Source organism: Blastococcus sp. URHD0036, assembly GCF_000701365.1.
In the GTDB taxonomy this organism is placed as follows: Bacteria; Actinomycetota; Actinomycetes; order Mycobacteriales; family Geodermatophilaceae; genus Trujillonella.
Genome location: NZ_JNIK01000011.1, coordinates 218,825 through 243,885, shown reverse-complemented (window position 1 = coordinate 243,885; position 25,061 = coordinate 218,825). Strand labels below are relative to the sequence as shown.

Annotated in this window: 25 protein-coding genes, 1 tRNA gene and 1 riboswitch; of the genes, 21 read left to right on the top strand and 5 right to left on the bottom strand. The window is 75.1% G+C overall.

The genetic code is table 11. The features are described 5' to 3' along the window. Nucleotides 1-93 precede the first annotated feature (93 nt). The 3 genes from N555_RS0108175 to N555_RS0108165 all read left to right on the top strand — a co-directional run bounded on the left by N555_RS0108175 (nucleotide 94) and on the right by N555_RS0108165 (nucleotide 3,342). A complete protein-coding gene (locus N555_RS0108175; RefSeq protein ID WP_034509357.1) occupies nucleotides 94-1,641 on the top strand; it encodes a cryptochrome/photolyase family protein in 1,548 nt (515 codons plus the stop codon). An 88-nt stretch (nucleotides 1,642-1,729) separates the two neighbouring features. Further along, nucleotides 1,730-2,350 (top strand): RNA polymerase sigma factor, encoded by a 621-nt coding sequence (locus tag N555_RS0108170; protein ID WP_051683844.1) that lies wholly within the window; start codon nucleotides 1,730-1,732, stop codon nucleotides 2,348-2,350. Further along, nucleotides 2,347-3,342, top strand: a complete 996-nt coding sequence (locus N555_RS0108165; RefSeq protein WP_029431003.1) for a hypothetical protein — start codon at nucleotides 2,347-2,349, stop codon at nucleotides 3,340-3,342. The genes N555_RS0108170 and N555_RS0108165 overlap by 4 nt, the downstream gene beginning before the upstream one ends. A gap of 19 nt (nucleotides 3,343-3,361) precedes the next feature. Here the strand turns inward: N555_RS0108165 and N555_RS0108160 are convergent, their stop codons facing one another. Continuing rightward, the gene (locus N555_RS0108160; protein ID WP_051683843.1) at nucleotides 3,362-4,219 is read right to left on the bottom strand and encodes a UbiA family prenyltransferase; all 858 of its coding nucleotides are present in this window, start codon (nucleotides 4,217-4,219) and stop codon (nucleotides 3,362-3,364) included. Nucleotides 4,220-4,342: 123 nt separating this feature from the next. Here N555_RS0108160 and N555_RS0108155 point away from each other — a divergent pair, with 123 nt between their 5' ends. The 8 genes from N555_RS0108155 (at nucleotide 4,343) to N555_RS0108120 (ending at nucleotide 10,485) form a co-directional block, all read left to right on the top strand. After that, a complete protein-coding gene (locus tag N555_RS0108155; RefSeq protein ID WP_029431001.1) occupies nucleotides 4,343-4,825 on the top strand; it encodes a CarD family transcriptional regulator in 483 nt (160 codons plus the stop codon). Between the two features lie 42 nt (nucleotides 4,826-4,867). Continuing rightward, nucleotides 4,868-5,530, top strand: a complete 663-nt coding sequence (ispD, locus tag N555_RS0108150; protein ID WP_034509352.1) for a 2-C-methyl-D-erythritol 4-phosphate cytidylyltransferase — start codon at nucleotides 4,868-4,870, stop codon at nucleotides 5,528-5,530. Further along, nucleotides 5,527-6,036: a 2-C-methyl-D-erythritol 2,4-cyclodiphosphate synthase gene (gene ispF / locus N555_RS0108145; protein ID WP_029430999.1), complete on the top strand. Its 510-nt coding sequence runs from the start codon at nucleotides 5,527-5,529 to the stop codon at nucleotides 6,034-6,036. The genes ispD and ispF overlap by 4 nt, the downstream gene beginning before the upstream one ends. After that, nucleotides 6,033-7,436, top strand: a complete 1,404-nt coding sequence (gene cysS / locus N555_RS0108140) for a cysteine--tRNA ligase (RefSeq protein WP_029430998.1) — start codon at nucleotides 6,033-6,035, stop codon at nucleotides 7,434-7,436. Before ispF ends, cysS begins: the two co-directional genes overlap by 4 nt. Next, nucleotides 7,418-8,389, top strand: coding sequence for a 23S rRNA (guanosine(2251)-2'-O)-methyltransferase RlmB (gene rlmB, locus N555_RS0108135; protein WP_231502650.1), 972 nt, complete (start codon nucleotides 7,418-7,420; stop codon nucleotides 8,387-8,389). The genes cysS and rlmB overlap by 19 nt, the downstream gene beginning before the upstream one ends. Nucleotides 8,390-8,446: 57 nt before the next feature. Beyond that, complete coding sequence (locus N555_RS0108130) at nucleotides 8,447-8,857, top strand: cupin domain-containing protein (RefSeq protein ID WP_029430996.1); 411 nt, start codon at nucleotides 8,447-8,449, stop codon at nucleotides 8,855-8,857. Nucleotides 8,858-8,953: 96 nt separating this feature from the next. After that, on the top strand, nucleotides 8,954-9,313 hold the full coding sequence (locus N555_RS0108125) for a YciI family protein (protein WP_029430995.1): 360 nt from the start codon (nucleotides 8,954-8,956) through the stop codon (nucleotides 9,311-9,313). Next, nucleotides 9,310-10,485, top strand: a complete 1,176-nt coding sequence (locus N555_RS0108120) for an RNA polymerase sigma factor (protein WP_197028933.1) — start codon at nucleotides 9,310-9,312, stop codon at nucleotides 10,483-10,485. The genes N555_RS0108125 and N555_RS0108120 overlap by 4 nt, the downstream gene beginning before the upstream one ends. Here the strand turns inward: N555_RS0108120 and N555_RS0108115 are convergent. Continuing rightward, nucleotides 10,474-11,754, bottom strand: a complete 1,281-nt coding sequence (locus N555_RS0108115; RefSeq protein ID WP_029430993.1) for a DUF445 domain-containing protein — start codon at nucleotides 11,752-11,754, stop codon at nucleotides 10,474-10,476. The genes N555_RS0108120 and N555_RS0108115 overlap by 12 nt on opposite strands. Nucleotides 11,755-11,797: 43 nt before the next feature. Next, nucleotides 11,798-13,105, bottom strand: coding sequence for a S1C family serine protease (locus N555_RS25740; RefSeq protein ID WP_081866067.1), 1,308 nt, complete (start codon nucleotides 13,103-13,105; stop codon nucleotides 11,798-11,800). A gap of 230 nt (nucleotides 13,106-13,335) precedes the next feature. On the opposite strand from N555_RS25740, the gene N555_RS0108105 reads away from it, so the two are divergent. Together N555_RS0108105 and N555_RS0108100 are read left to right on the top strand one after the other, a co-directional pair. After that, on the top strand, nucleotides 13,336-14,064 hold the full coding sequence (locus N555_RS0108105; protein WP_029430991.1) for a hypothetical protein: 729 nt from the start codon (nucleotides 13,336-13,338) through the stop codon (nucleotides 14,062-14,064). 90 nt (nucleotides 14,065-14,154) lie between these two features. Beyond that, nucleotides 14,155-14,227 (top strand) — tRNA-Thr (locus N555_RS0108100). A 7-nt stretch (nucleotides 14,228-14,234) separates the two neighbouring features. On the opposite strand, the gene N555_RS25735 is transcribed toward N555_RS0108100, so the two are convergent. Next, nucleotides 14,235-14,654, bottom strand: coding sequence for a DUF5313 family protein (locus N555_RS25735; protein ID WP_051683894.1), 420 nt, complete (start codon nucleotides 14,652-14,654; stop codon nucleotides 14,235-14,237). 102 nt (nucleotides 14,655-14,756) lie between these two features. Here N555_RS25735 and N555_RS0108090 point away from each other — a divergent pair, with 102 nt between their 5' ends. From N555_RS0108090 to N555_RS0108065, 6 genes are all read left to right on the top strand, one after another. Continuing rightward, nucleotides 14,757-15,188 (top strand): CBS domain-containing protein, encoded by a 432-nt coding sequence (locus tag N555_RS0108090; RefSeq protein WP_029430989.1) that lies wholly within the window; start codon nucleotides 14,757-14,759, stop codon nucleotides 15,186-15,188. Between the two features lie 56 nt (nucleotides 15,189-15,244). Beyond that, entirely contained in the window at nucleotides 15,245-16,162 is a 918-nt protein-coding gene (gene rarD / locus N555_RS0108085; RefSeq protein WP_029430988.1) for an EamA family transporter RarD, read from the top strand. Nucleotides 16,163-16,244: 82 nt separating this feature from the next. Then, nucleotides 16,245-16,607: a DUF3263 domain-containing protein gene (locus N555_RS0108080; protein WP_029430987.1), complete on the top strand. Its 363-nt coding sequence runs from the start codon at nucleotides 16,245-16,247 to the stop codon at nucleotides 16,605-16,607. Between the two features lie 512 nt (nucleotides 16,608-17,119). After that, nucleotides 17,120-18,274: a LytR C-terminal domain-containing protein gene (locus tag N555_RS0108075; protein ID WP_197028932.1), complete on the top strand. Its 1,155-nt coding sequence runs from the start codon at nucleotides 17,120-17,122 to the stop codon at nucleotides 18,272-18,274. 59 nt (nucleotides 18,275-18,333) lie between these two features. Further along, nucleotides 18,334-21,213 (top strand): alpha/beta fold hydrolase, encoded by a 2,880-nt coding sequence (locus N555_RS0108070; protein WP_029430985.1) that lies wholly within the window; start codon nucleotides 18,334-18,336, stop codon nucleotides 21,211-21,213. Beyond that, nucleotides 21,210-22,082 (top strand): ABC transporter permease, encoded by an 873-nt coding sequence (locus N555_RS0108065; protein ID WP_029430984.1) that lies wholly within the window; start codon nucleotides 21,210-21,212, stop codon nucleotides 22,080-22,082. The genes N555_RS0108070 and N555_RS0108065 overlap by 4 nt, the downstream gene beginning before the upstream one ends. Nucleotides 22,083-22,124: 42 nt before the next feature. On the opposite strand, the gene N555_RS0108060 is transcribed toward N555_RS0108065, so the two are convergent. Beyond that, nucleotides 22,125-22,946 (bottom strand): HAD-IIB family hydrolase, encoded by an 822-nt coding sequence (locus N555_RS0108060; RefSeq protein WP_029430983.1) that lies wholly within the window; start codon nucleotides 22,944-22,946, stop codon nucleotides 22,125-22,127. 58 nt (nucleotides 22,947-23,004) lie between these two features. Continuing rightward, a riboswitch (SAM riboswitch) is annotated at nucleotides 23,005-23,142 on the top strand. A gap of 12 nt (nucleotides 23,143-23,154) precedes the next feature. Between N555_RS0108060 and thrC the strand changes: the two genes are divergently transcribed. Next, nucleotides 23,155-24,456 carry a threonine synthase gene (thrC, locus tag N555_RS0108055; RefSeq protein ID WP_029430982.1) on the top strand — a complete coding sequence of 434 codons (1,302 nt, stop codon included), beginning with the start codon at nucleotides 23,155-23,157 and terminating at the stop codon, nucleotides 24,454-24,456. A gap of 214 nt (nucleotides 24,457-24,670) precedes the next feature. Then, complete coding sequence (locus N555_RS0108050) at nucleotides 24,671-24,871, top strand: cold-shock protein (RefSeq protein ID WP_029430981.1); 201 nt, start codon at nucleotides 24,671-24,673, stop codon at nucleotides 24,869-24,871. Nucleotides 24,872-25,061 lie beyond the last annotated feature (190 nt).

Below are 25,061 nucleotides of genomic sequence, written 5' to 3'. Positions count from 1 at the left end.
CTCCAGGAGCACGTGCCGGCCACCGTGAGTTCGGTGGCCCGAGTCGCGCCGAGCCTAACGGTCGACCCACCATGTCCGCCGGGAGGTGAGGCCGTGGGTCCCCGCCAGGACGACGATCCGGCGACGGCCGAGTACCCGGAGCGCGCGCCCGGTACTCGGCGGTGGTGCTTCGCCGACCAGCTCGGCCCCCACTTCCTCGACGCCCCCGACCAGCCGGTGCTGCTGATCGAGTCCCGCGCGGTGTTCGCGCGCCGTCGGTTCCACCGGCAGAAGGCCCACCTCGTGCTGTCGGCGCTGCGCCACCGGGCGGCCGAGCTCGGCGACCGGGGGCAGCACCACCGGGTGACCACCTACGCCGAGGCCCTCGACCGGGTCGGCGAGCCGTTGTCGGTGTGCGCGCCCACGACGTGGAGCAGCCGCGACTACGTGCTGCGCCGACCGGGGCTGCAGGTCCTCGCCGCCCGCGGCTTCGTCGCCACCCAGGCGGAGTTCGCCGCCTGGGCCGACGGCCGGGGGAGGCGCCGGCTGCTGATGGAGGACTTCTACCGCGACTCCCGCCGCCGCCACGACGTCCTCATGAACGGCACGGAGCCGGTCGGCGGCCGGTGGAACCTCGACGCCGAGAACCGGGAGCCGCCGCCGGCCGACGGCCGGATCGGCGTGCCGGAGCCGTGGTGGCCGGAGGAGGACGAGATCGACGAGGAGGTGCGGGCCGACCTCGACCGGTGGGAGGCCGAGGGGCTCGTCTCGTTCGTCGGGGACGACGGCCCGCGGCGGTTCCCCGTCACCCGCGCGGAGGCCCTGCGCCGGCTGCAGGACTTCCTCGACCACCGGCTGGGCGCCTTCGGCCCGCACGAGGACGCGATGCTCGCCGGCGACCGCTGGCTGGCCCACTCCCTGCTCTCGCCCGCGCTGAACCTCGGGCTGCTCGACCCGCTCGAGGTCGTCGTCGCCGCGGAGCAGAACGCCCGCGACCGCGCCGCGGCGGGCGAGCTCCTGCCGTTGAACAGCGTCGAGGGCTTCGTCCGCCAGGTCATGGGCTGGCGGGACTACGTCTGGAACCTCTACTGGTACCTGGGCCGCGACTACCGGCACGGCAACGCCCTCGCCGCGACCGAACACGTCCCGGAGTGGCTGGCCGAGCTCGACGGGGACGCGGTGGAGGCCGCCTGCCTGTCCGGCGTCCTCACCGACCTGCGCCGGGACGGCTGGGTGCACCACATCCCGCGCCTGATGGTGCTGGGCAACTACGCCCTGCAGCGCGGCATCGACCCGCTGGAGATGACCGACTGGTTCCACCGGTCCTTCGTCGACGGCTACGACTGGGTGATGGTGAGCAACGTCGTCGGCATGAGCCAGCACGCCGACGGCGGGGTGCTCGCGACCAAGCCCTACGCCTCCGGCGGTGCCTACATCGACCGGATGAGCGACTACTGCGGCGGCTGCCGCTACGACCCGAGGAAACGGGTCGGCGAGGACGCCTGCCCGTACACCGCCGGCTACTGGGCGTTCCTCGAGCGCAACCGCGACCGGCTGGCCGCCAACCAGCGGATGCGCCGTCCGCTGCAGGGCCTGGACCGGCTGGAAGACCTGCCCCTGGTGGTCGAGCAGGAACGAGACCGCGGCACCGCCGCCCCCTGATCGCGCTCCCCGTCCGGGGGACATCCCGTCCAGATCCGGACCACCCCTGCCGATGCCCTTCCCGCACGGGGGAGACGGCGGAGGTGGGATGACGACCGGACCGGTCTTCGACGACGTGCTCGCGGCGGCCCGGGCGGGCGCCGCGTGGGCGTTCGAGGTGCTCTACCGCGACCTGGCGCCGGCCGTCACCGGCTACCTGCGGTTGCACGGCGCCCCCGACCCCGACGACCTGGCCAGCGAGACCTTCCTCGACGTCTTCCGCGGCCTGGCCGGGTTCGCCGGCGACGAGCAGGGCCTGCGGTCGTGGGTGTTCACCATCGCCCACCGGCGGCTGGTCGACGACTGGCGGCGGCGCGGCCGCCGTCCGCAGCTGGCCGACGGCGGCGACGAACTCGTGCCCGACACCGCCGGTGGGGACGTGGAGGACGACGTCCTGGACCGGCTGGGCACCGAGACGGTGCACCGGCTGTGCGCCGGGCTGCCCGCCGACCAGCGCTCGGTCCTGCTGATGCGCGTCCTCGCCGACCTCACGGTGGAGCAGGTCGCCTCGGCGCTGGGCCGCTCGGTCGGCTCGGTCAAGGCGCTCCAGCGGCGCGGCCTGCGCCGCCTGCGGGAGGAGCTGGACCCCGTCGGCGTCACCCCGTCGGGGGACGTCCGGACGGCCGGCGCACCCCTACGGGCCCGCCCGGCGATGACGGGAGTGAGATGACCACGCCAGCCGACGCCCGAGCCGCCGAGGACGCCTTCGAGGCAGCCCTCGCCGGCCGTCCGGTACCCGCGGGTGCCCGGCACCTGACCGCGTTCACCGACGCGGTCCGGTCCGAGGCCACCGCGCCCGGACGGCCGAACGCGGCCCTGGCCGAGCTCCTGGCGACCGGTCTCCTCCCCGACGCGTCCACCCGGACGGTCGGGCGATCCGCCCGGAGCTCACGGAAGAGACCCCGCATGATCCTCACCGCCCTCGTCACCAAGTTCGCCGCAGCCGGCGCCGTCGCCAAGGCGTCCGTCGCCGGAGGTGCCGTGGCCGCCCTGGCGCTGACCGGCGCAGCCACCGACGTGCTGCCCCTCCCCGGCGACACCGGCGTCGCCGAGGCCGGCGACACCGCGACCGACGACACCCCGACCGACACCGTCGACGACACCGCGACCGACACCTCCGGCGACAGCACGGACGACGCGACCGACCAGGACGACGCGACGGGCGACGAGTCGGACGGCTCCGAGCAGGAGCAGGTCGACGGCGAGGACCCGACGGCCGAGGGCCCGGGCGACGTGCCGCCGCTCACGGCGGAGTCGTGGGCGTTGGGCCCGCAGGGCACCCAGACCTTCAGCCAGTGGGTCAGCGCCGGCGCGAACGTCGGTCTGGTGCGCGGCGAGGTCGTCAGCTGCTTCGCGCAGGCCCGCCAGGACAAGCCGAACAAGCCGACCGTCGCGGACTGCCAGGCCCTCGCCGCGCCCCCCGTCGCCGCGGAGCCGGTCGCGCAGGCGCCGGTCCAGGAGCCGGTCGTCCCGACCGACGAGACCGACATCGAGGGCACGGCCGAGCCGGTGCCCGCGCCGACCGGGTCCAGCAGCACCGGCTCGGCCGGCGGACACGGGAACTCCGGCGGCCACGGCAACGGCAACAGCGGCAGTGGCAACGGGAACGGCAATGGCAACGGCAACGGCGGCAACCGGGGCAACGGCGGCGGCCCGCGCTGATCCGGCGGTGGGGCCGCGCTCAGGTGAGCGCGGCCCCACCGGCCAGCAGCAGGACGACGTCGAGCACCGTCAGGAGCATCACCGCGGGGAAGGCCAGCCGCCGGAACCGCTCGGTCCCGGACAGGGCCGCCACGACGACGGCGGGCACCGCGAGGCACAGGGCGGCCCACCCGGCCGGAGTCGGTGGGCCGTCGGGACCGAACACGAGCACCAGCGAGGCGGCGAACAGCAGCACCGCACCGGTGACGGCCGACGTCGCCGCGCCCATCCGGTGGGGCAGCCCGCGCACGCCGGTCGCGAGGTCGTCCTCGAGGTCGGGGGCGACGTTGGCCAGGTGCGCCGCGGCGCCCAGCGCCCCGCCGGCGGCCACCAGCCACCATGGCGCGGCCGGGGTGCCCGGGGCCGCCGCGACGACGCCGGCCGGCAGGAGTCCGAACCCGGTCACGTACGGCACGACGGACGCCGGGGTCCGCTTGAGGCCGGCGTTGTAGGCCCATCCGCTGGCCACGAGCGCCAGCAGCAGCAGGCCCGGGGCGAGGCCCAGCAGCAGGGACAGGACGACGGCGAGGACGACGCTGACGAGGGCCGCCGAGCGCAGCACCGAGGGGCTCACCGCGCCCTGCACGACGGGCTTGTCGACGCGGGCCACGGCCCGGTCGCGGTCGGCGTCGAGCCAGTCGTTGCTCCACCCGATGGACACCTGACCTGCGAGGACGGCCAGGCACACCAGCACCACCCGCCCCGCCGGCACGTCGGCGGCCACGGCGAGGAGGGTCGCCACCACGGTGACGGCGGCGGCCGGGCCGGGGTGCGTGGCCAGCACCAGCGCGCGTGCGGACGGGGTCCTCCGCAGGGGCTCCGCAGGCACATCGACCATGCCGGTGTCAACCCCTCCCAGGCGTACGAGGTGCCCTCTGACCTGCACCTTTGGCGATCTCGGGCCAGCCCTGGATGCAGTCTGCCGTGGTAGGCTGGGGACAGCGAAAGGGGTCACATCCACATGGGCTTCACTGTCGGCGAGACCGTCGTCTACCCGCACCACGGTGCGGCATTGATCGAGGCGATCGAGCAGCGCACCATCAAGGGCGTCGAGAAGGCCTACCTCGTGCTGAAGGTCGCCCAGGGCGACCTCACGGTGCGCGTACCGGCCGACAACGCAGAGATCGTCGGCGTCCGTGACGTCGTCGGTCAAGAGGGGCTGGACAAGGTCTTCGAGGTCCTGCGCGCCCCACACACCGAGGAGCCGACCAACTGGTCCCGCCGGTACAAGGCCAACCTCGAGAAGCTGGCCTCCGGCGACGTCAACAAGGTGGCCGAGGTCGTGCGTGACCTGTGGCGCCGCGACAAGGACCGTGGGCTGTCCGCCGGCGAGAAGCGGATGCTCTCCAAGGCGCGTCAGATCCTCGTCAGCGAGCTCGCGCTCGCCGAGGGCACCAACGAGGACAAGGCCGAGATCCTCCTCGACGAGGTCCTCGCCAGCTGAGCGCCGTCCCGCGCTCGTCGTAAGACCACCCAGACCACTCCCGTGTCCGCTGTCGGCATCGTCGCAGCGGCCGGGAGTGGTCTGCGTCTGGGGGCGGACCGTCCGAAGGCGCTCGTCCCGCTCGGCGGTCGGCCGCTGGTGGTCTGGGCCGTGGCCACGCTGCTCGACGGCGGGGTCGACGAGGTCGTCGTCGCCGTCCCGCCCGCCGAGCGGGAGGCCTTCGCCACCGTGCTGCGGGGCACGGCCACCCTGGTCGACGGCGGGGACACCCGCACCGCGTCGGTCCGCGCGGCGCTGGACGCCAGCGACCCGGGCGCGGCCGCCGTCCTCGTGCACGACGCCGCCCGCCCGCTGACCCCGCCCGGCGTGGTCGTCCGCGTGCTCGAGGCGCTGGCCGCCGGGGCCCCGGCCGTGGTGCCGGTGCTGCCGGTCGTCGACACCACGGTGGTGGTGGACGCCGACGGCGTCGTCACCGCCGCCCCCGACCGCGCCACGCTGCGCCGCGTGCAGACCCCGCAGGGCTTCTCCCGCGTGGTCCTGGCCGAGGCGTACCGAGCGCTGCCGCTCGGCGAAGAGCTGACCGACGACGCCGCCGTCGTCCGCGCCCTGGGCGTTCCCGTGCGCACCGTCGCGGGGGACGAGCGGGCCGCCAAGGTGACCGTCGCCCACGACCTGGCGCTCGCGGAACTGCAGGTGCAGCGATGAGCACCGAGCTGCCGCGGGTCGGCTCCGGGGTCGACGTGCACCCGGTCGAGAGCGGCCGCGCCTGCTGGCTGGCCGGGCTGGAGTGGCCGGGCGTCGACGGCTGCGCCGGGCACTCCGACGGCGACGTCGTCGCCCACGCGCTCACCGACGCCGTGCTCTCCGCGGCCGGGCTCGGCGACATCGGCGGCCTGCTCGGTACCGACGACCCCCGGTGGGCCGGTGCCCGCGGGGTGGCCGTCCTCGAGCACGTCCGCGAGGTGCTCGCCGAGGCCGGCTGGCGGGTGGGCAACGCCGCGGTGCAGCTGATCGCGCCCACGCCGAAGCTCGGCCCCCGCCGGGCCGAGGCCGAGGCGGCGCTGTCGGAGGCGCTGGGCGCACCGGTGAGCGTCACGGCGACGACGACCGACGGGCTGGGCCTGGTCGGCCGCGGTGAGGGCCGTGCGGCGATGGCCACCGCCCTGGTGGTCAGGAGCACCCGCCCGGGCTCCGTAGACTCCCCGCGGTGAGCCTCCGCCTCCACGACACCGCCGCCCGTGCGGTCCGCGCGTTCGAGCCCCTCCGGGCCGGCGAGGTCTCCATGTACGTCTGCGGCCTCACCGTGCAGGGGCCGCCGCACGTCGGGCACGTCCGGGCCGCCCTGAACTTCGACGTCCTCCGCCGCTGGCTGACCGCCACCGGGTACCGGGTGACCCTGGTCCGGAACGTCACCGACATCGACGACAAGATCCTGGCCAAGGCCGCGGCCAACGACGTGCCGTGGTGGGCGTGGGCCTACGAGAACGAGCTCGCCTGCACCCGCGCCTACGACGTCCTCGGCGTCGAGCCGCCGACCTACGAGCCGCGGGCCACGGGGCACGTGCCGGAGATGGTCGAGCTGATGCAGCGGCTGATCGACCGCGGGCACGCCTACGCCCTCGACGGCGACGTGTACTTCGACGTCCGCTCGTTCCCGGAGTACGGCGCCCTCACCGGCCAGCGGCTCGACGACCTCCAGCCGGCGGCCGACACCGAGACCGACGAGCGCAAGCACGACCCGCGGGACTTCGCGCTCTGGAAGGCCGAGAAGCCCGGCGAGCCGGAGACGGCGGCCTGGTCGACGCCGTGGGGCCGCGGCCGGCCCGGCTGGCACCTGGAGTGCTCGGCGATGGCCGGGAAGTACCTCGGTGCGGAGTTCGACATCCACGGCGGCGGTCTGGACCTGCGCTTCCCGCACCACGAGAACGAGCAGGCCCAGTCCCGGGCCGCCGGTGACGCCTTCGCCCGGTACTGGGTGCACAACGGCTGGGTGACCCTCGGCGGCGAGAAGATGAGCAAGTCGATGGGCAACACCGCGCTGGTCGACGAGGTCGTCACGCGGGTGCGCCCGGTCGAGCTGCGCTACTACCTGGTCACCCCGCACTACCGCTCGACGATCGAGTTCACCGACGCCGCCCTCCAGGAGGCCGGGGTCGCCTACCGGCGGATCGAGTCGTTCGTGAAGCGGGCGGTCGAGCGGGTCGGCGTCGTCGCCCCCGGCGAGCGGGTGCCGGCGTTCGACGCCGCCATGGACGACGACCTGCGCACCTCGGCCGCGGTGGGCGTCGTCCACGACACCGTGCACGAGGGCAACAGCGCCCTGGACCGGGGGGACGACGAGGCGACGGCGGCCGCGCTGGGCGCCGTCCGGGCCATGCTCGACGTCCTCGGGCTGGACCCGCTCGACCCGCGCTGGGCCGCCGGGGGGAGCTCCGACGGCCAGCTCGCCGAGGTCACCGACGGCCTCGTGCGCCTGGCGCTGGAGCAGCGGCAGGCTGCTCGCGCCCGCAAGGACTTCGCCACCGCCGACGCGGTCCGCGACCAGCTCACCGCTCTCGGCGTGCAGGTCGAGGACACCCCGGCAGGACCCCGATGGGAGCTGAGCCGCTGATGGCCGGCAACAGTCAGCGCCGAGGCCGGTCCACCGGCGCCGGCAAGAAGACCGCCAGCGCCGGGACCGGCGGCAAGAACCGCCGCTCGCTCGTCGGTCGGGGCGCCACCCCGCCCGCCGCGGAGCGTTACGGCCACCCCGCGCAGCGCAAGGCGCAGGCCGAGGCCCGGCGGCGCACCGAACGCGACCGCAGCCGCCAGCGCGCCGAGGAGGCACCGGAGCTGCTGCTGGGCCGCAACCCCGTCGTGGAGGCGCTGCGCGCGGCGATCCCGGCCACGGCGCTGTACGTGGTGACCGACGCCGGTCGCACCGACGAGCGGATCACCGAGGCGCTCACGCTGGCCGCCGACCGCGGGCTGCCGCTGCTCGAGGTCGGCAAGGCCGAGTTCGACCGGATGTCGAACTTCGCGCTGCACCAGGGCATCGGGCTGCAGGTGCCGCCGTACGACTACGCGCACCCGGACGACCTGCTGGACCTGGCCCGGAACTCCGGCCGGCCGCCCCTGCTGGTCGCGATGGACGGCGTCACCGACCCGCGCAACCTCGGCGCCGTCGTCCGCTCGGCCGCGGCGTTCGACGCGCACGGCGTGGTCGTGCCGCAGCGACGGGCGGTGGGCATGACGGCGTCGGCCTGGCGGACCAGCGCGGGTGCCGCGGCCCGCCTGCCGGTGGCCCGCGCGGTCAACCTCGCCCGCGCCCTGGGCTCCTACCAGGACGCCGGCCTGCAGACCGTGGGCCTGGCCGGGGACGGCGACGTCGACCTGCACGACTACGACGGCTTCGCCGACCCGGTGGCGCTCGTCGTCGGCGCGGAGGGCACCGGCCTGTCGCGGCTGGTGCGGGAGCGCTGCGACGTCGTCGTCCGCATCCCGATCACCCGGGAGACCGAGTCGCTCAACGTCAGCGTCGCCGCCGGCATCGCCCTCTACGCCGCGGCGGCCGCACGGCGGTGACGATGACATCGCGGTCCTCCGGACCGCACCGCGGCCAGGTGCCGTCCCCCTGAGCCGATGAGCCCCTCCGTCCTGCCCGGCGGGGACCCTCCGGGCCCGCCACCGAACCCGACAGCTCGTCGCCTCGGACTGCAGCCGCATCCCGAGGGGGGCTGGTTCCGGCGGACGTGGGCCTCGCCGGCGCTCCTCGACGGCGGCCGGCCGGCTGCCACGGCGATCCTCTTCCTGCTCGCGCCCGGTGAGCGGTCCGCGCCGCACGTGGTGGACGCCGACGAGCTGTGGCTCTGGCACGGCACCGGCACGCTGGCGCTGCGGGTGGGGGAGGAGCGGCTGGTGCTCGGGCCGGAGCAGCCGCAGGTGCTCGTGCCGGCCGGCCTGGAGCAGTCCACCGAGCCGGTGCACGACGAGGTGCTGGTCAGCTGTGTGGTCAGTCCCGGCTTCGAGTGGAGCGGTTTCCGGCTCGCGTAGCGGTCGCCGCAGGAAGTTCCTCCGGCAGGGTGTCGATCGGAGCTGTCGCCGTTCGTCTCCTTCACGACAGTCCGCACCAGCGACCAGGAGGACGACGTGAAGTACGTGGGTCTCATCTACCAGGGCTCGACCCCGCTGCCCGGCAGCCCCGAGTGGGAGGCGATGCCGGCCGAGGAGCAGCAGCGCGTCTACGCCGAGTACGGGGAGCTCAACCAGACGCCCGGCATGACCCCCGGGCTGCCGCTGGGCCTGCCGGAGGACGCGACGACGGTGCGGGTGGCCGACGGCCGCCCGCTGGTCACCGACGGGCCGTTCGTCTCGACGAAGGAGGCGATCGGCGGCTGGTTCGTCGTCGAGGCCGACGACCTGGACGCGGCCATCGCGGTGGCGGCCAAGGTGCCGGCCGCCCGGCTTGGCGGCGCCATCGAGATCCGGCCGGTCCAGACCTACTGGTGACCGGTCCGGCTGGGCTCGACGGCGCCTTCCGCGAGCACTGGGGTGTCGTGGTGGCGTCCCTGGCCGGCTTCCTCGGCGATCTCGACCTCGCCGAGGAGGCCGCCCAGGAGGCGTTCACCACCGCCGCCGAGCGCTGGCCGCGCGAGGGGACGCCGGCCAGCTCCCGCGCCTGGCTGATCACGACCGCGCGCAACCGGGCCGTGGACCGGATCCGGCGCGAGCGCGTGCTGGCCTCGAAGGTGGCGACGATGCAGGTGCCCGACGAGCCGCCCCCGCCGGAGCCGGCGACGTTCCGCGACGAGCGGCTGGAGCTGTTCTTCACCTGCTGCCACCCGGCCCTCGCCGTGGACGCCCAGGTCGCGCTGACGCTGCGCGCCCTGGGCGGGCTGACCACCGAGGAGATCGCCCGGGCGTTCCTCGTGCCGCCGGCGACGATGGCCCAGCGGCTGGTCCGGGCCAAGCGCAAGATCCGCACCGCCGGGATCCCGTTCCGGGTGCCCGGCCCCGACCAGCTGCCCGACCGGCTCGCCGCCGTCCTCGCGGTGGTCTACCTCGTGTTCAACGAGGGGTACGGGGGCCGGGGTGAGTTGGCCGCGGAGGCGCTCTGGCTGGGCACCGCGCTCGCCGACCTGCTGCCCACCGATCCGGAGGTGCACGGTCTCCTGGCGCTCATGCTGGTCAACGACTCCCGGCGCGACGCCCGGGTCGTCGACGGCGACGTGGTGCTCCTGGCCGACCAGGACCGGTCCCGGTGGGACGCTGCGGAGCTCGCCCGCGGCCGCGCCGTCCTCGACCGGGCCGTCGCACTCGGGGGCAGTGGCCCGTACGTGCTGCAGGCCGCCCTCGCCGTCCTGCACACCGAGGACCCGGTCGACTGGGTCCGGATCGAGGCGCTGTACCGCCGGCTGGGCGAGGTCACCGGCTCACCCGTGGTCGAGCTGAACCGCGCGGTCGCCGTTGCCGAGACCGAGGGCCCGGAGGCCGCCCTGCGGCTGGTGGACTCCCTCGGCCTCGAGGAGTACCGCTACCTGCACGCCACGCGGGCCGACCTCCTGCGCCGCCTGGGTGCCGACGCCGACGCCGCGACCGCGTACCGGCGGGCCCTGGAGCTCACCGAGGACCCGGCCGAGCGCCGCTTCCTCGAGCGGCGGCTCGCGGCGCTAGCTCAGTAGCTGGGCGACGGTGTAGATCACCAGGCCGGCGAGCCCGCCGACGACGGTGCCGTTGATCCGGATGAACTGCAGGTCCCGGCCCACCTGGAGCTCGATCCGCCGGCTGGTCTCCTCGGTGTCCCACCGCGCGACCGTGCTGCCGACGACGTCGGCGAGGTCGCCGGAGAACCGCTCGACGAGGTACCCGACCGCGCGCCGGGTCTGCCGCTGCACGAGCTCGCGCGCCGACGGATCGGTCTGCAGCAGCTGGGCGCCGTCGCGGATGAGGGTGGTCACCCGCGCGCGCAGCGCCGAGTCGGGATCGGCCGCCGCGGCCAGGAAGGCGTCCTTGGCGTTGGTCCACAGCGACGCCGACCAGGTCCGGATCGCCGGGTGCTCCAGCAGGTCCTTCTTGAACTCCTCGACCCGTGCCGCCGTCGCCTCGTCGGTCCGCAGCGCGTGCACGTAGGCCCGCAGCCGCGCGTCGTAGACCCGGCGCAGCTCGTGGTGCCGGTCGGCGCCGACCTCTTCCAGGAACTCCTGGAGGCCGGCGAACGCGCGGGTGAAGATCCGGTCGTCGACCCAGTCCGGCACCCAGGCCGGGGAGGCGTCACCGAGCTGGGCCCGGAACACGACGCGGTTCTCCTCGAGGAATCGCGCCATGTAGCGCAGCGCGGCCGACAGCACCTCCTGGTGCCGGTCGCCGTCGACGACGAGCTCCAGCACCCGGGCCAGGACCGGGGCGGCGGGGGTCTCGTGCAGCTTGCGGTCGACCAGCGCGGCGACGGCGGGCTGGATGTCCTCGTCGCGGAGCAGGTCGGTCACGCCCGACAGCGCGGCCGCGGCGTCCCCGGCGAGGCGCTCGGCCCGGCCGGGGGCGGCGAGGAACGCGCCCAGCCGGCCGGGGACGTCGACGGTGGCCAGCTTCTCCTCGACGACGGTGCGGGTGAGGAAGTTCTCCTGCACGAAGGCGCCGAGGCTGGCGCCGATCTGGTCCTTCTTGCGCGGGATGATCGCGGTGTGCGGGATCGGCAGCCGCAACGGGTGCCGGAACAGGGCGGTGACGGCGAACCAGTCGGCCAGCGCGCCGACCATCGAGGCCTCGGCGGTGGCCCGCACGTAGCCGACCCAGGCCCCGGCGTCCTCCCCGATCAGGACGCAGGCGAGGAAGACCGCGGCGGCGACCAGGAACAGGCCGGTCGCCAGCCGCTTCATCCGGGAGAGGTCCCGGGCCCGCTGGGGGTCGTCGAGCGAGCCCGCGAGGGGCGCGGTCGGGCGGGGTGCCGGCATCGTCTCCGAGCCTAGGCACCCCGCCCGGTCTCCGCGCCCGCGGTCACTTGGTGGCGGTCGCCAGGGACACGTCGACGGTGCGGGTCTCGCCGTCCCGCTGGACGGTCAGGGAGACCTTCTGGTCGGGCGCGTAGCTGCGCACGGCCGCGGTCAGCTCGGTCGACGTGGTGATCGGCCGGTCGCCGACCGCGGTGATCACGTCGCCGGCCGACAGGCCCGCCTCCGCCGCCGGGGAGCCCGGCTGCACCTGCACGACCTGCGCGCCGGTGCCGACCTCGCCCTCGCCGGCGGTGCGGGCGCTCACCCCGAGGTAGGCGGTGTCGGCCGACCCGTCGGCGATGATCTCCTCGGCGATCCGCTGCGCGGTGTTGCTCGGGATCGCGAAGCCGACGCCGATGTTGCCGCTCTGCCCCGACGAACCCGGGCCGCCCGAGGCCACGGTGGCGATGGCGCTGTTGATCCCGATCACCTGACCGGCCGCGTCGACCAGCGCGCCGCCGGAGTTGCCCGGGTTGATCGCGGCGTCGGTCTGCAGCGCGTCGATCACGGTGGCGTCGTCCTGCGTCGAGCCGGTGGCGACGGCGCGGTCGGTGGCGCTGACGATCCCGTCGGTCACCGTGTCGGAGAGCCCGAGCGGGGCGCCGATGGCCACCGCGAGGTCGCCCACCTGCACGTCGTCGGAGTCGGCGAACGTGGCCGGCGTGAGGTCGCTCGCGCCGTCCAGCTTGATCACGGCGAGGTCGGACGTCGGGTCGGTGCCGACGACCGTGGCGTCGTAGAGGGTGCCGTCGGAGGTGCGCACCTGCACCTGCGCGGTCGTGGTGCTGCTGTCGAGGGTGACCACGTGGTTGTTGGTCACGACGTAGCCGTCGTCGGTGAGGACGACGCCCGAGCCGCTGCCACTGGACGAGCCGCTGCTGACGTAGACGGTCACGACGCTGGGCGTGGCCTTGGCGGCGGCCGCCGTCACCGCGGTGGCGTTCTCCGGGTCGGTGATCGTCACCGCCTGGGCGGCCACGGGGGTCGAACCGCCGGAGCTCCCGCCGTCGTCGGCCAGGGTGGCGACGCCGGCTCCGGCGCCACCACCGATCAGGGCACCGGCGACCAGTCCGGCGACGCCGATCCGCAGCCGCCCGGACCGGCGGGCCGGCGCGGCCGGTGCCGTCAGGAACGGGCCGGCGGCGGGGGCAGGGGCGGTGTGCCAGACCTGCGCGGGCGGGGTGGGGGGAGCCGGGGGCGACCACGCCGGCGGCACGTGTCCCTGCGTTCCGGGCTGCGCTCCTGGCTGCTGCGGTGCTGCTGGGTGCTGGGGTCCGTTGCCGGTCCCGGCCCGGGGGTCCTGCTGGTCCATCTCGGTCTCCTCCTCCGGTGCAGCCGGTTCGCTGCTCCGGGGACCACGGTCGGCTCGCGGCCTCGGACCCGGCTGGACGGCGGCTGTGAGCTCCCTGGGACGACACGCCGGGGCACCGACACGCCGCCGGTGCGGTGTGGGCGCGGCCGGGGGGTGGGTAGAGCCCCGCCGCGGGCCACACTCCCGGTGGCGCCGCCCCTGCCCGACCCGCTCGTTCCGGAGGCCGTCCCGTGTCGTCCCGCGGTCTGCTCGTCCGTTGCCTCGCCTGTGCCGCGTTCCTCGTGGTCGGAGCGATCGCTCTCGTGGGCGGGTTGTCCCTCCGCCCGGCCGGGCTGCTGGCCGTGGGGCTGGCCGCCGTCGTCACCGGCGCTCTGGCGGCGGGCATCGCCCGCGAGGCCTCGGACGACGACCTGCGGGCCACGCTGGAAGCCACCTGGCAGACGGCGGCGTGGACGATCGGCGTACTGCTGGTGCTGGCCGGGGTCGCCGCGATCGCCGGTGCGCTGGTGACCACGCTCGTGGGGGCAGGAGCCGGAGTGGCCGGTCTCGCGGTCTGGCTGGCGCGCACGCGGCCGGCCGCGAAGCCGACGCGCGTCGTGCCGCCGTCCTCGGCCACGCCGGCCGCACCTGCCCGTCAGGCGCCTCCCGCGACGCCGCCCGCCCGCCCGGCCGCCGTCGTCACCGGCAACGTCGCCGGCACCCCGGCGTCCGGCGGTCCGCTGGCCGCGCTGCGCATCGAGGCGCTGGCCCAGGAGTGGGTGTCGACGTCGGCGGCGCTGGGGCTGACGCTGGACCCGCGGTCCCGGGCGGCGATCGTCCGTCGCCGGGAGGCCGTGCTCGACGAGCTCGAGCGGCGCGACCCGGCCGGCTTCGCCCGCTGGCTGGCCGCCGGTCCGCTCTCGGCCACCGACCCGGCGCGCTACCTCCGCGCGGGCGCGGCCGGCACCGACGCCGTCTGAGCCCTCCCCCGGGGGAGGGGACCGCGGCGACGGCACGGGTCGTCGCTGCCGTGTCCCTATCCTGGGGGTCGGCGCGGGCTCCCGCGTCCCGCCGACGTGGCGCAATTGGTAGCGCACCTGACTTGTAATCAGGCGGTTAGGGGTTCGAGTCCCCTCGTCGGCTCTCCCGGTCAGTCGAAGCTGCCCGCGCCGTCCACCCGGTGCGGCGCCCGGCGCTCCACCCGCTCGCGCTCCGTCCGCTCCTCGCGCAGCGCGGCCGCCGTCCCCGCCGGGTATCCCGCCTTGGCCACCCGGTGCTCGGTGGTCTCCACCATGAACGCCATCGAGAAGGTCAGGCCGATGAACAGCCCGCCGGCGGCCGCCGAGACCCGGTAGGCCCACGGCACCGGGACGGCGAGGCACAGCGCCACGAGGGGCAGCATCTGCACCACCGCCCGCGCGATGTGCCTGCGGATCCACCCGCGCTCGGTCGTGTCGGCCAGCACCCACGGCGAGAACCGCTCGGGCAGCCCGCCGCCGAGGGCGTAGCGGAGCCACCGGAGGGGCCCGGGCCGGGGCGGGGCCGGCTGCGCGGTCTGCTTCGTGCGCACGCCTCGACGGTAGGCCTCCCGGGTGAACCGCGGCAGCGCCATTGCCACGCAGATGTGACCGCGAGCACACTCCTCGCCGTCACTGCATCCCGAGGAGATCCCGTGCAGATCGCCCAGCTGCTCCGCCGCAAGGGCCAGGAGGTGGCCACGATCGACCGCGAGGCCACCGTCGCGGCCGTCCTCGCACTGCTCGCCGAGAAGGGGATCGGCGCCCTCGTCGTCTCTCCGGACGGGCGGACGATCGAGGGCATCGTCACCGAGCGGGACGTCGTCCGGGCGCTGCCCGAGCGGGGCGCGGCGCTGCTCGAGGAGCCGGTGTCGGCGGTCATGACCCCCGACGTGCGGACCTGCGTCGCCACCGCCTCGGTGCACGACCTGGCGCGCACGATGACCGACCACCGCATCCGGCACGTCCCCGTGGTCGAGGACGGCCGCATGATCGGCATCGTCTCGATCGGCGACGTCGTCAAGGCCCGGCTCGACGAGCTGGAGCAGGAGCGGGCGCAGCTGGTCGACTACATCCAGACCGCCTGACCGGCAGGTCGTGAGCCCGGCTCACGACCCGCCCCGGCCGGGCGTACGGTTCGACGGTGCAGGAAGGCCGGCTCGGGGTGCTGTGCGGCCTCGGGGCCTACCTCCTCTGGGGCGTCTTCCCGCTCTACTTCCGCCAGCTCGAGCCCGCCGGGGGCCTGGAGATCGTCGCCCACCGGGTGGTGTGGTCGGTCGTCTTCGTCGCCCTGCTGCTGACGGTGATCCGGCGGTGGCGGTCGGTGCCGCCGGTGGTGGCCGACCGGCGCGCCCTGCTCGTCCTGGCCGTGGCCGCCGTCCTGATCGCGGTCAACTGGCTGGTCTACGTCGTGGCCGTCAACTCCGGCCACGTGGTGGAGGCCTCGCTCGGCTACTTCATCAACCCGCTGGTCAGCGTCCTGCTGGGCGTCGTCTTCTTCGCCGAGCGGCTGCGGCCGATGCAGTGGACGGCGGTGGGCATCGCCACCGTCGCGGTCGTGGTGCTGACCGTCGACCACGGCCGGCCGCCCTGGATCGCCCTCGCCCTGGCGGCCAGCTTCGGCTTCTACGGCCTGATGAAGAAGCTCGTCCGGGTGGAGGCGGCACCGGGGTTGTTCGTCGAGACCGCGGTCCTGGTGATCCCCGCCGCGGTCTTCCTCGTGCTCCTGGAGGGGCGCGGCGAGGGGACGGCGGGCAGCGAGGGCGTCGGCCACCTGCTGCTGCTGATGAGCACCGGCATCGCGACCGCGGTCCCGCTGCTGCTCTTCGCCGCGGCCAGTCGCCGGGTGCCGCTGTCGACGATGGGGCTCCTGCAGTACGTGACCCCGCTGCTGCAGCTCGCCGTCGGCGTCTTCGTCTTCTCCGAGCCGATGCCCCCGGCCCGGCTGGCCGGCTTCGTCATCGTCTGGGTGGCGCTGGCGGTGTTCAGCCTCGACAGCCTGCGCAACGCCCGCGCCGGTGCCCGCCGGCGGGCTGCCGACACGGTGCCCGAGCCGGTCTGACGGGCTCCAGATCGTCGGTACCCCGGACTAGCGTCGCGGGTGTCGCGCCACTTCCCGGGCGCGCAGAACCGAAGGACGTCCGATGCAGTCCGATCCAGCCTCCGCGGTCTCCCCGCCGGGGGGCGAGGTGGTCCCGCCCGAGCCCGCCGCACCGGCGGCCGAGGCGGCTCTCCAGCACCCCGGCCCCGTCCTGACCGAGCGCGAGCTCGAGATGCTCGCCTTCGAGCGGCAGTGGTGGCGCCACGCCGGGGCCAAGGAGACGGCCATCCGCGAGCGCTTCGAGCTCGCTCCGACCCGGTACTACCAGGCGCTGAACGCGCTGGTCGACCGGCCGGCGGCACTGGCGGTCGACCCCCTGCTCGTGCGGCGTCTTCGACGGCTGCGCGCCGCGCGCGGGCAGCGTCGTTCGTCGCACCTGCTGGGAAATGACAACCGTGTTGTCTAGCCTCGACCACTGTGGGGAGGCATGACGCACCAGGCGGTGACGGACGCGACCGGGGGAACCCCTCGGCTCCGCTGAACCGTCGCCGTACCGACGCGGCGCTGCCGCCGCGGGTCGACGCCGCCGAGGACCCGGACGACCACCCCACCTCGCCGGCCCGCAGCCGGGCCGACCGGCGTCGCGACGGCCTGCTCGAGGCCGGGATCGACCCCGGTCGTCCGCCCCGCCTGGGCCCGCCCGCGCCTCCCGCGGCGGCCCGCCCGTCCGCGCCGGGCCGCCCGGCAGCGGCACCACCTGCGGGGCCCACGCCGGCGGTGGCCACCGCAGCCGCGCCGCCTGCCGGCCGACCGCGGCCGGTCGAGCCCCCGGCACCCTCCCGGGCCCGCCCCGTGGCCGCCCCGGCGGTCGCCGGGGCATCCACCCGGGCAGCCGCTCCCGCCGCGCAGCCCGCGGCGTCCGCCCGGGCAGCCGCTCCCGCCGCGCAGCCCGCGGCGTCGGCCGGGCCGCGGACCACCATGGCCCCGTTCCAGGCGGTGCCCGCGCCGGCGCCGACCGAGCACCCGTCCGCGCCGCTGCCCGACGTGTCCTCCCCGTCGTGGGACCGCGCCTGGCTGGACGAGGCGCCGCCCGCCGACGCGCCGGCGACCGTCGTCCCCACCGTCGGCCAGCGTCCCGGCAAGGCCTCCCGCGCCCCCGTGGCGCCGTCCCCCGCCGTTCCCAACGGGAACCCGGCCTACCGCGACTGGACCCGGCCGTCGGGCTCGGGGGCGGCACCGGCGACGACCGCCATCCCCGACCGGGAGATCGTCCGCGACCGGGTCGCGGCGCCCGAGACCGTCGTCCCGCCCACCGAGGTCCCGGCTCTCGCGGCCCCCGCCACGGAGGTGCCCGACGCCGGCCCGCACGAGGTGGACGCTCCCGCGGACGACCGGTTCTCCGGCGGTCGCGGTTCCGGCCTCCCCGACCAGGGCCGGGGCGAACGGCCCAGGTCGACCGGTCCCACCAGCGGATCGCAGACCGGGGTGGTGGGTGGCCGGGCCGCGCTGCGCGCCGAGCGCCGGGCCGCCGAGGAGGAGCGACGCCGCGAGGACAAGCGCAACGGCGTCAAGCACGTCCGGGTGACCGTCCCCGGCACGGAGGAGGACGAGCCGCGCCCGACCCGCCGACGCGGGGTGGGTGCACTGGTGGCCGTCGTGGTGGTCGCCCTGCTGGTGCTCGGCGTGTACTCCTTCGCCTCCCCGGAGACCCAGGAGGCCTCCGACGACGGCCGTGCCGCGGTGCCCACCACCTCCGCGCCGCTGCCGACCAGTGCCGCGCTGCCGCCGCTGAGCGCCGAGCCGCTGCCACCGGTGGACCAGGCGCCGGCCACGCCGGTGCGGGTGCCGGTCAGCGTCCTCAACTCCACCGACGTCACCGGCCTGGCCGGCGACATCGCCGACGTGCTCGGCGAGGGCGGCTGGCCCACGCTCGAGACGGGGCCCTACCCGGGCACCGACGTCGCGGTGACCACCGTGTACTTCACCGAGGGGAACGAGGCCCAGCGGCAGTCCGCGCTGCAGCTGGTCGAGGCACATCCCGAGGTGTCCGGTCCGGCGGTGCGCTTCTTCGAGGTCTCGGCGGCCGCGGCCGACGGGCTGGTCGTGGTCGCCGCCGGAGACTGGACGCCCTGACGCATCCGGCCTCCCGGCGCCGGCGGAACACTCCCGTGACGCCGTCCGTTGGCCGCTCCGTGCGCCCTCCCCGCGGGCCCGATCGTCCCCGCCCGCGCCCCGGCGCCCGGTCGACGCTCGTCGCCCTGCTCACGCTCCTGCTCTCCGGCGCCCTGCTCGTCGTCCCCGCGTCCGCCTCCGCGGCCGGGGTGAGCACCGAGGACGCCACGGTCGCGTCCGGGACCGGGGACGACGCGGTGGAACTGGACACCACGCTCTACCTGCCCGACGGCGACGACCCCGCCCCGGCGGTGGTCCTCGCGCACGGCTTCGGCGGCAGCAAGGAGTCGGTGGCCGACGACGCCCGTGACCTCGCCGGGCGCGGGTTCGTCGTCCTCACGTTCTCCGCGCGCGGCTTCGGCGCCAGCACCGGCCGGATCGGCCTGGACGACCCGCGCTACGAGGTCGCCGACCTCTCCACGCTGCTGGACCTGCTCGCCGACCGGGACGACGTCCTGCTCGACGGGCCGGGCGACCCGCGGGTGGGCGTCGCCGGCGCCTCCTACGGCGGGGCGCTCTCCCTGCTGGGAGCGGCCTACGACGACCGCGTCGACGCGATCGCCCCGCAGATCACCTGGAACTCGCTGTCGGCCGCGCTCTTCCCGAACTCGTCCGGCACCGTCGACGCCGCGACGGTGGCGGCCACGCCGCAGGGCGAGGGCGGGGTCTTCAAGCGGCTGTGGGCCGGGCTGTTCTTCGGCGTCGGCTCGGTGCCCACCGGCGGCGGGCTGCTCGACGTCCTGGGCGGCGGGGGAGCGGACCAGGTCGGTGCTCCGGACCTGACCGACATCGACCCGGGCACGCTGGACCCGGCCGCCGTCGAGGAGTTCCTGACCTGCGGCCGGTTCCGCGCCGACGTCTGCACGGCCTACCAGCAGGCGGCCGCGACGGGGACGCTGACGCCGGAGATCGCCGAGGTCCTCGACCGGAGCAGTCCGGCCGGTGTGCTGGACCGCATCTCCGCGCCCACGCTGCTGATCCAGGGCACCCGGGACTCGCTGTTCGGACTCGGCCAGGCCGACGCGAACGCCCGGGGGATCGCCGCCAACGGCACTCCCGTGCGGGTGGTCTGGTACGACGGCGGCCACGACGACAGCGGCTCCGACCGGACCGCGGCCGGGCTGCGCGACGAGGTCGCGGACTGGTTCTCCTGGTACCTGCGCGACGAGGGCGACCCCGCGCGGGGCAGCGACCCCGGCACGGGCTTCGAGTTCCCCGCACCCACCGGCGTCGCGACCAGCGGCCTGACCGTGCAGGGCGGCAGCGCCGCGCGGACCGTCGTGGCCGGGGCGTACCCGGGCCTGGCCGGCGACCGGCCGGCCGAACGCGACGCGGTCGCGCTCTCCGGGCCGGCCCAGCCGGTCGTCACCCCGGCCGGCGGGGCACCCGCGGCGCTGACCACCGTGCCGGGGCTCGGCGCGGTGACCGCGGCGCTGGGCGGGACGACCCTCGAGATCCCGGGACAGTTCGCCACCTTCGCCAGTCGGCCGCTGACCGCCGCCGTCGAGGTCGTCGGCGCCCCCACCGTCGACCTCGCGGTCTCCTCGCCCCGCGGTGAGGCCGTGCTCTTCGCCAAGCTCTACGACGTCGATCCCGACGGCGGCCTGACGCTGCCGTCGGGCCTGGTCGCGCCGGTGCGGCTCAGCGGCATATCGACCGATCCGGCCACGCCGACCGAGGTGTCCGTGACCCTGCCCGGCATCGTGCACCGGTTCGAGGTGGGCCACATCCTGCGCGTCCTCGTCTCGACCACCGACCAGGCGTTCGCCCTCCCGGCGGAGCCGGCGGTGTACTCGGTGGCGCTCGCGGATGGGGACGGCGCGGTGCTCGCCGTGCCCGAGGTCGACGGCACCCCGGTCGGCACCAGCGGGAGCGCCCGCTGGTGGGTGCTGCTCGGTGTGCTGGCGGCCCTGGCCCTGCTCGGCTGGCTCGCCGCGCGGCTGTGGGGTCGCCGGCAGCGGCGCCGGACGTCGCGGGTGGAGCCCGACGGCGAGGACGTGCCGCTGCGGTTCGAGGGGGTCACCAAGGCCTACAAGGACGGCTTCGTCGCCGTCCGGGACCTGTCGTTCGAGGTGCGGCGCGGCCAGGTCCTGGGCCTGCTCGGCCCCAACGGCGCCGGCAAGACGACGTCGCTGCGGATGCTCATGGGGCTGATCCGGCCCACCGAGGGGCGGATCAGCGTCTTCGGGCACTCGGCCGGCCCGGGCGCTCCCGTCCTCTCCCGGCTGGGGTCCTTCGTCGAGGGCACCGGCCTGATGCCGCACCTGTCCGGCCGGGACAACCTGCGGCTGTACTGGGCGGCGACCGGCCGGCCCGACGCGGACGCGCACATGGACGAGGCGACCGAGGTCGCGGGCCTGGGCGCCGCGATCGACCGGCCGGTGCGCCGCTACAGCCAGGGCATGCGCCAGCGGGTCGCGATCGCCCAGGCGATGCTCGGCCTGCCCGACCTGCTGGTGCTCGACGAGCCGACCAACGGCCTCGACCCGCCCCAGATCCACGCCATGCGCGAGGTGCTGCGCTCCTACGCGGCGACCGGGCGCACGGTCATCGTCTCCAGCCACCTGCTCAGCGAGATCGAGCAGACCTGCAGCCACGTCGTCGTCATGGCCAAGGGGCAGAAGATCGCCCAGGGCACCGTGGAGGAGATCGTCGGGACCGGTGGTCAGGTCCTGGTGGGGGTCGCCGCCGGTGACACCGAGCGCGCGATCGCCGTCCTGCAGTCGCTGCCCGGGGTCACCGCCGAGCGCACCGACGACGGTCTGGTCGCCGACCTCGGCGAGGGCACGACCCGGGCGCAGGCGCTGCAGACGCTCGTGGCCGCGGACCTGGCGGTCGACCAGTTCACCCCGCGGCGGCGGCTCGAGGACGCGTTCCTGGCACTGGTGGGGGAGTCGTGACCGCTCCGGAGCACGTGCAGCCGACCGGAGCGGTGGCCGGCTACCGGCCGGAGCGCACCCTGCGGTTGTCGGTGGAGCTGCGCCGGCAGTTCAAGCGGCGGCGCACCCTCGGCGCGCTCGCGCTCATGGTGGCGCTGCCGCTGATCCTCATCGCGGCCTTGAAGTTCGGGGCGAGCGACGACGCGCAGGAGAACAGCCGGCTGAACCTGGTCGACGTCGCCACCTCCAGCGGGCTGAACTTCACGCTGTTCGTGCTCTTCGCGACCACCGGGTTCTTCCTGGTCGTGGTCTACGCGCTGTTCTTCGGCGACACCGTCGCCAGCGAGGCGTCCTGGGGGTCACTGCGGTACACGCTCGCGACACCGGTGCCCCGGATGCGGCTGCTGCGGCAGAAGTTCGCCGCCGCGCTGTTGCTGTCCGGTGGCGCCCTCGTGGTGCTGACCGCCGTGGCGGTGGTCGCCGGCGGCATCGCCTTCGGGTTCGACGCGATCCGGACGCCACTCGGGGTCACCCTCGACCAGGGCGAGGGGATGCTGCGGCTCGCGGGGATGGTCGGCTACCTCGCCGTCCACCTGCTCGTCGTCGGCACGCTGGCCTTCTGGTTCTCGACGATCACCGACGCGCCCCTGGCCGCCGTCGGCGGTGCGGTGTTCACGATGTTCGTGTTCGCGATCCTCGACCAGGTGGAGCAGCTCGGCTCGATCCGCGACTGGTTCCCGACCGCGGGGGAGTTCGCCTGGACCGACCTGCTGCAGACGCCGGTCGACTCCGGTGACCTGTTCCGTGGCGTCGTCCAGTCGCTGGTCTACGCGGCCGTCTTCACCGCGCTCGGCTTCCGCCACTTCGCCCGCCGCGACGTCACCTCCTGAGTGGAGTGCGGGAGCGCAGGAAACCTGCGCTCCCGCACTCCGCTACAGCGAGGCGCGGACGGCCTGGGCCCAGCCCTCGCCCATGGGCGCGTCGGTCACCGCGGCGTTCGGGACGGCGTCCAGTCGCGCGCGCATCCCGTCGACCGCGGCGCCGTTCGCGGTGATCCAGAGCCGGCCGACGGCGGGGGCCATCTCGAGGTCGCTGACGCTGTCGCCGATCGCCACGGCGTCGGCCGGGTCGATGCCGCGCCGCTCGAGGTCCCAGGCGATCGCCGCGCCCTTGGAGATGCCGCGGGGCATCAGGTGGTAGACGTGCGGCGGCGCCGGGTCGGCGTCCAGGGTCATGTGCGACCCCGCACGGATGGCGCCGTTGTCATTGAGGGTCAGCCACTCGTACCCCTGCTCGGCCAGCTCGGCGTCGACGGCCAGCGGATCGACCCGGCCGCGGAGCAGGGCGTCGCTCTCGTGCGTCGCGTGCCAGGGCGCGTGCCACTCCAGCCGGCCGGCGTGCCGGGCCAGCAGGTCCTCCACCACGCGGGTCTCGGCGAAGACGTCCATGGGTGTCCGGCCGGAATGGTGGTCGGGCATCGCGCCCGTGAGCAGGTGCCGGTCGCGGCCGGAGTTCCAGCTGACCACCGCCCCCAGCTCGGCGATGGCGCCGTCCGCGGCGAAGATCCGCCCGGCCTCGATCACCTGCTCCAGGGTCCGCCCGCTGACCAGCACGAGCGCGACCCCCGCGCGGTGCAGCTCGAGCAGCGCGGTGGCCGGGTCGGCGGTGAGGTCGCGGCCGGCGGTGTGCCAGAAGGAGCCACGCGGCCCCACCATCGTGCCGTCGAGGTCGGTGTAGACGATGCGGGGAGCCACGCGAGCAGTCTGGCCGCGCGGGGAGGGCCGCCCGGACGCGGGTAGCATGACCGCGTTCCACTCATCCAGAGGGGCAGAGGGACACGGCCCGATGAAGCCCCGGCAACCGCGATGACGCAGCTCCCGAGCTGCGCCCATCGGCAGGTGCCAATTCCGTCCCGCGCGGCTCGACGGCCCGATGCGGGGAAGATGAGGAGGTAGTCGTCGCATGACTCTGACCGCTCCCGGTTCTCTGCAGGCCGACTCCAGCGAGGGCGGCCCCGTCGCCCCGTGTCCGGCCCGCGGCCTGGTCTGTCGCAACTGCGGCGCCACCTTCGGCCTGATCGCCGAGCACGCGTGCGCCGAGTGCTTCGGCCCGCTCGAGGTCGACTACGACCCGGAGATCATGCGAGCGGTCACCCGCGAGCAGATCGAGGCGGGCCCGCAGAACATCTGGCGCTACGTCGCGCTGCTGCCCGTGGGCCAAGACCCGGCCGGCCGCGTCTCGCTGGACCCGGGAATGACCCCGCTGGTGCGCGCCGACCGGCTCGCCACCGAGCTGGGCCTCACCGGCGGGCTGTGGGTGAAGGACGACTCGGCCAACCCCACCCACTCGTTCAAGGACCGGGTGGTGAGCCTCGCCGCCACCGCTGCCAAGGGTCTCGGCTACACGAAGATCGCCGCGGCCTCGACCGGCAACCTCGCGAACTCGGTGGCCGCCCACGCCGCCCGCGTCGGCCTGCCCTCCTTCGTCTTCATCCCCTCCGACCTCGAGCCGGGCAAGGTCGTGCAGTCGGCGGTCTACGGCCAGACGCTGGTCGCCGTCGACGGCTCCTACGACGACGTCAACCGGCTGACCAGCGAGCTCGCCGAGACCGACGAGTTCGAGGACTGCGCCTTCGTCAACCAGAACGTCCGGCCCTACTACGCCGAGGGCTCCAAGACGATGGGCTACGAGATCGCCGAGCAGCTCGGCTGGCGGATCCCGGCCCAGGTGGTCATCCCGATGGCGTCGGGCTCGCTGCTCACCAAGGTGGACAAGGCCTTCAAGGAGCTCGTCGCCGCCGGCATCGTCGAGGCGTCGGAGTGGACGATCTTCGGCGCCCAGTCGGCCGGCTGCGACCCGATCGCCACCGCCTTCGACAACGGCTGGGACGTCGTCAAGCCGGTCAAGCCGACGGGCATCGCCAAGTCCCTCAACATCGGCAACCCCGCCGACGGCCCCTACGCGCTGGACGCGATCCGGCGCACCGGCGGCTCGGTCGGCCGGGTGGGCGACGACGAGATCGTGCAGGGGATCCGCGACCTGGCCCGGACCACCGGCGTCTTCGCCGAGACCGCCGGCGGCGTCACGATCGGCGTCCTCCGGCAGCTGGTCGCCGACGGCCGGCTGGACCCGGCGAAGGAGACCGTCGTCCTGAACACCGGCGAGGGGCTCAAGACCCTCGACCCGCTCGAGCCCGTCGTCGGCCCGACGCACCGGGTGGAGCCCTCGCTCAGGTCGGTCCGGGCGGCCGGGCTCATCACCTAGACGGCCCGGTCCCGTCACCCGATCGGGTGGCGAGACCGGAAAGTCCGCGTGCTCGTGGCCGCGTCGCACGCCGATCGGCTGTGTCGAAGGTCTCCTTGTCGTAGCCTTCCGCGCGGTTCGAGTTCCACGCACGTGTCCCGACGGGCGGAAGAGCGAGTAACCCGGCTCCCGGAATCCGGGAGATCCGTCCGCACGCACGAACGTGGGAGCACACGTGGCACAGGGCAGCGTGAAGTGGTTCAACGCCGAGAAGGGCTTCGGCTTCATCGCCGTCGACGGCGGCCAGGACGTCTTCGTCCACTACTCGGCCATCCAGATGGACGGCTACAAGAGCCTCGACGAGGGCCAGCGGGTCAGCTTCGAGGTCGTGCAGGGCGAGAAGGGTCCCCAGGCCGACGCCGTCCGCGCCGTCTGAGTCCGGGAGTCCTCACAGAGGCCCGGTTCCCCGAGAGGGGAGCCGGGCCTCTGTCGTGTCCGGTGGCGGGAGTCCTCGACCGCGAGGCATAGGAAGCTCTCCCCACGTCTGGCGCCCGAAGACGTGGGGATTGCTTCCCATGCCTGTCGCGGCGGCTGCGGGAACAGCTCGCCCGGAACCCCCGTTCTTG

Coding starts and splice junctions, on each gene's coding strand:
- N555_RS0108170 (WP_051683844.1), top strand. CDS start 1,730: ATGACGACCGGACCGGTCTTCGACGACGTGCTCGCGGCGGCCCGGGCG.
- N555_RS0108165 (WP_029431003.1), top strand. CDS start 2,347: ATGACCACGCCAGCCGACGCCCGAGCCGCCGAGGACGCCTTCGAGGCA.
- N555_RS0108160 (WP_051683843.1), bottom strand. CDS start 4,219: ATGGTCGATGTGCCTGCGGAGCCCCTGCGGAGGACCCCGTCCGCACGC.
- N555_RS0108155 (WP_029431001.1), top strand. CDS start 4,343: ATGGGCTTCACTGTCGGCGAGACCGTCGTCTACCCGCACCACGGTGCG.
- ispF (WP_029430999.1), top strand. CDS start 5,527: ATGAGCACCGAGCTGCCGCGGGTCGGCTCCGGGGTCGACGTGCACCCG.
- rlmB (WP_231502650.1), top strand. CDS start 7,418: ATGGGAGCTGAGCCGCTGATGGCCGGCAACAGTCAGCGCCGAGGCCGG.
- N555_RS0108130 (WP_029430996.1), top strand. CDS start 8,447: ATGAGCCCCTCCGTCCTGCCCGGCGGGGACCCTCCGGGCCCGCCACCG.
- N555_RS0108115 (WP_029430993.1), bottom strand. CDS start 11,754: ATGCCGGCACCCCGCCCGACCGCGCCCCTCGCGGGCTCGCTCGACGAC.
- N555_RS25740 (WP_081866067.1), bottom strand. CDS start 13,105: ATGGACCAGCAGGACCCCCGGGCCGGGACCGGCAACGGACCCCAGCAC.
- N555_RS0108080 (WP_029430987.1), top strand. CDS start 16,245: ATGCAGTCCGATCCAGCCTCCGCGGTCTCCCCGCCGGGGGGCGAGGTG.
- N555_RS0108075 (WP_197028932.1), top strand. CDS start 17,120: ATGGCCCCGTTCCAGGCGGTGCCCGCGCCGGCGCCGACCGAGCACCCG.
- thrC (WP_029430982.1), top strand. CDS start 23,155: ATGACTCTGACCGCTCCCGGTTCTCTGCAGGCCGACTCCAGCGAGGGC.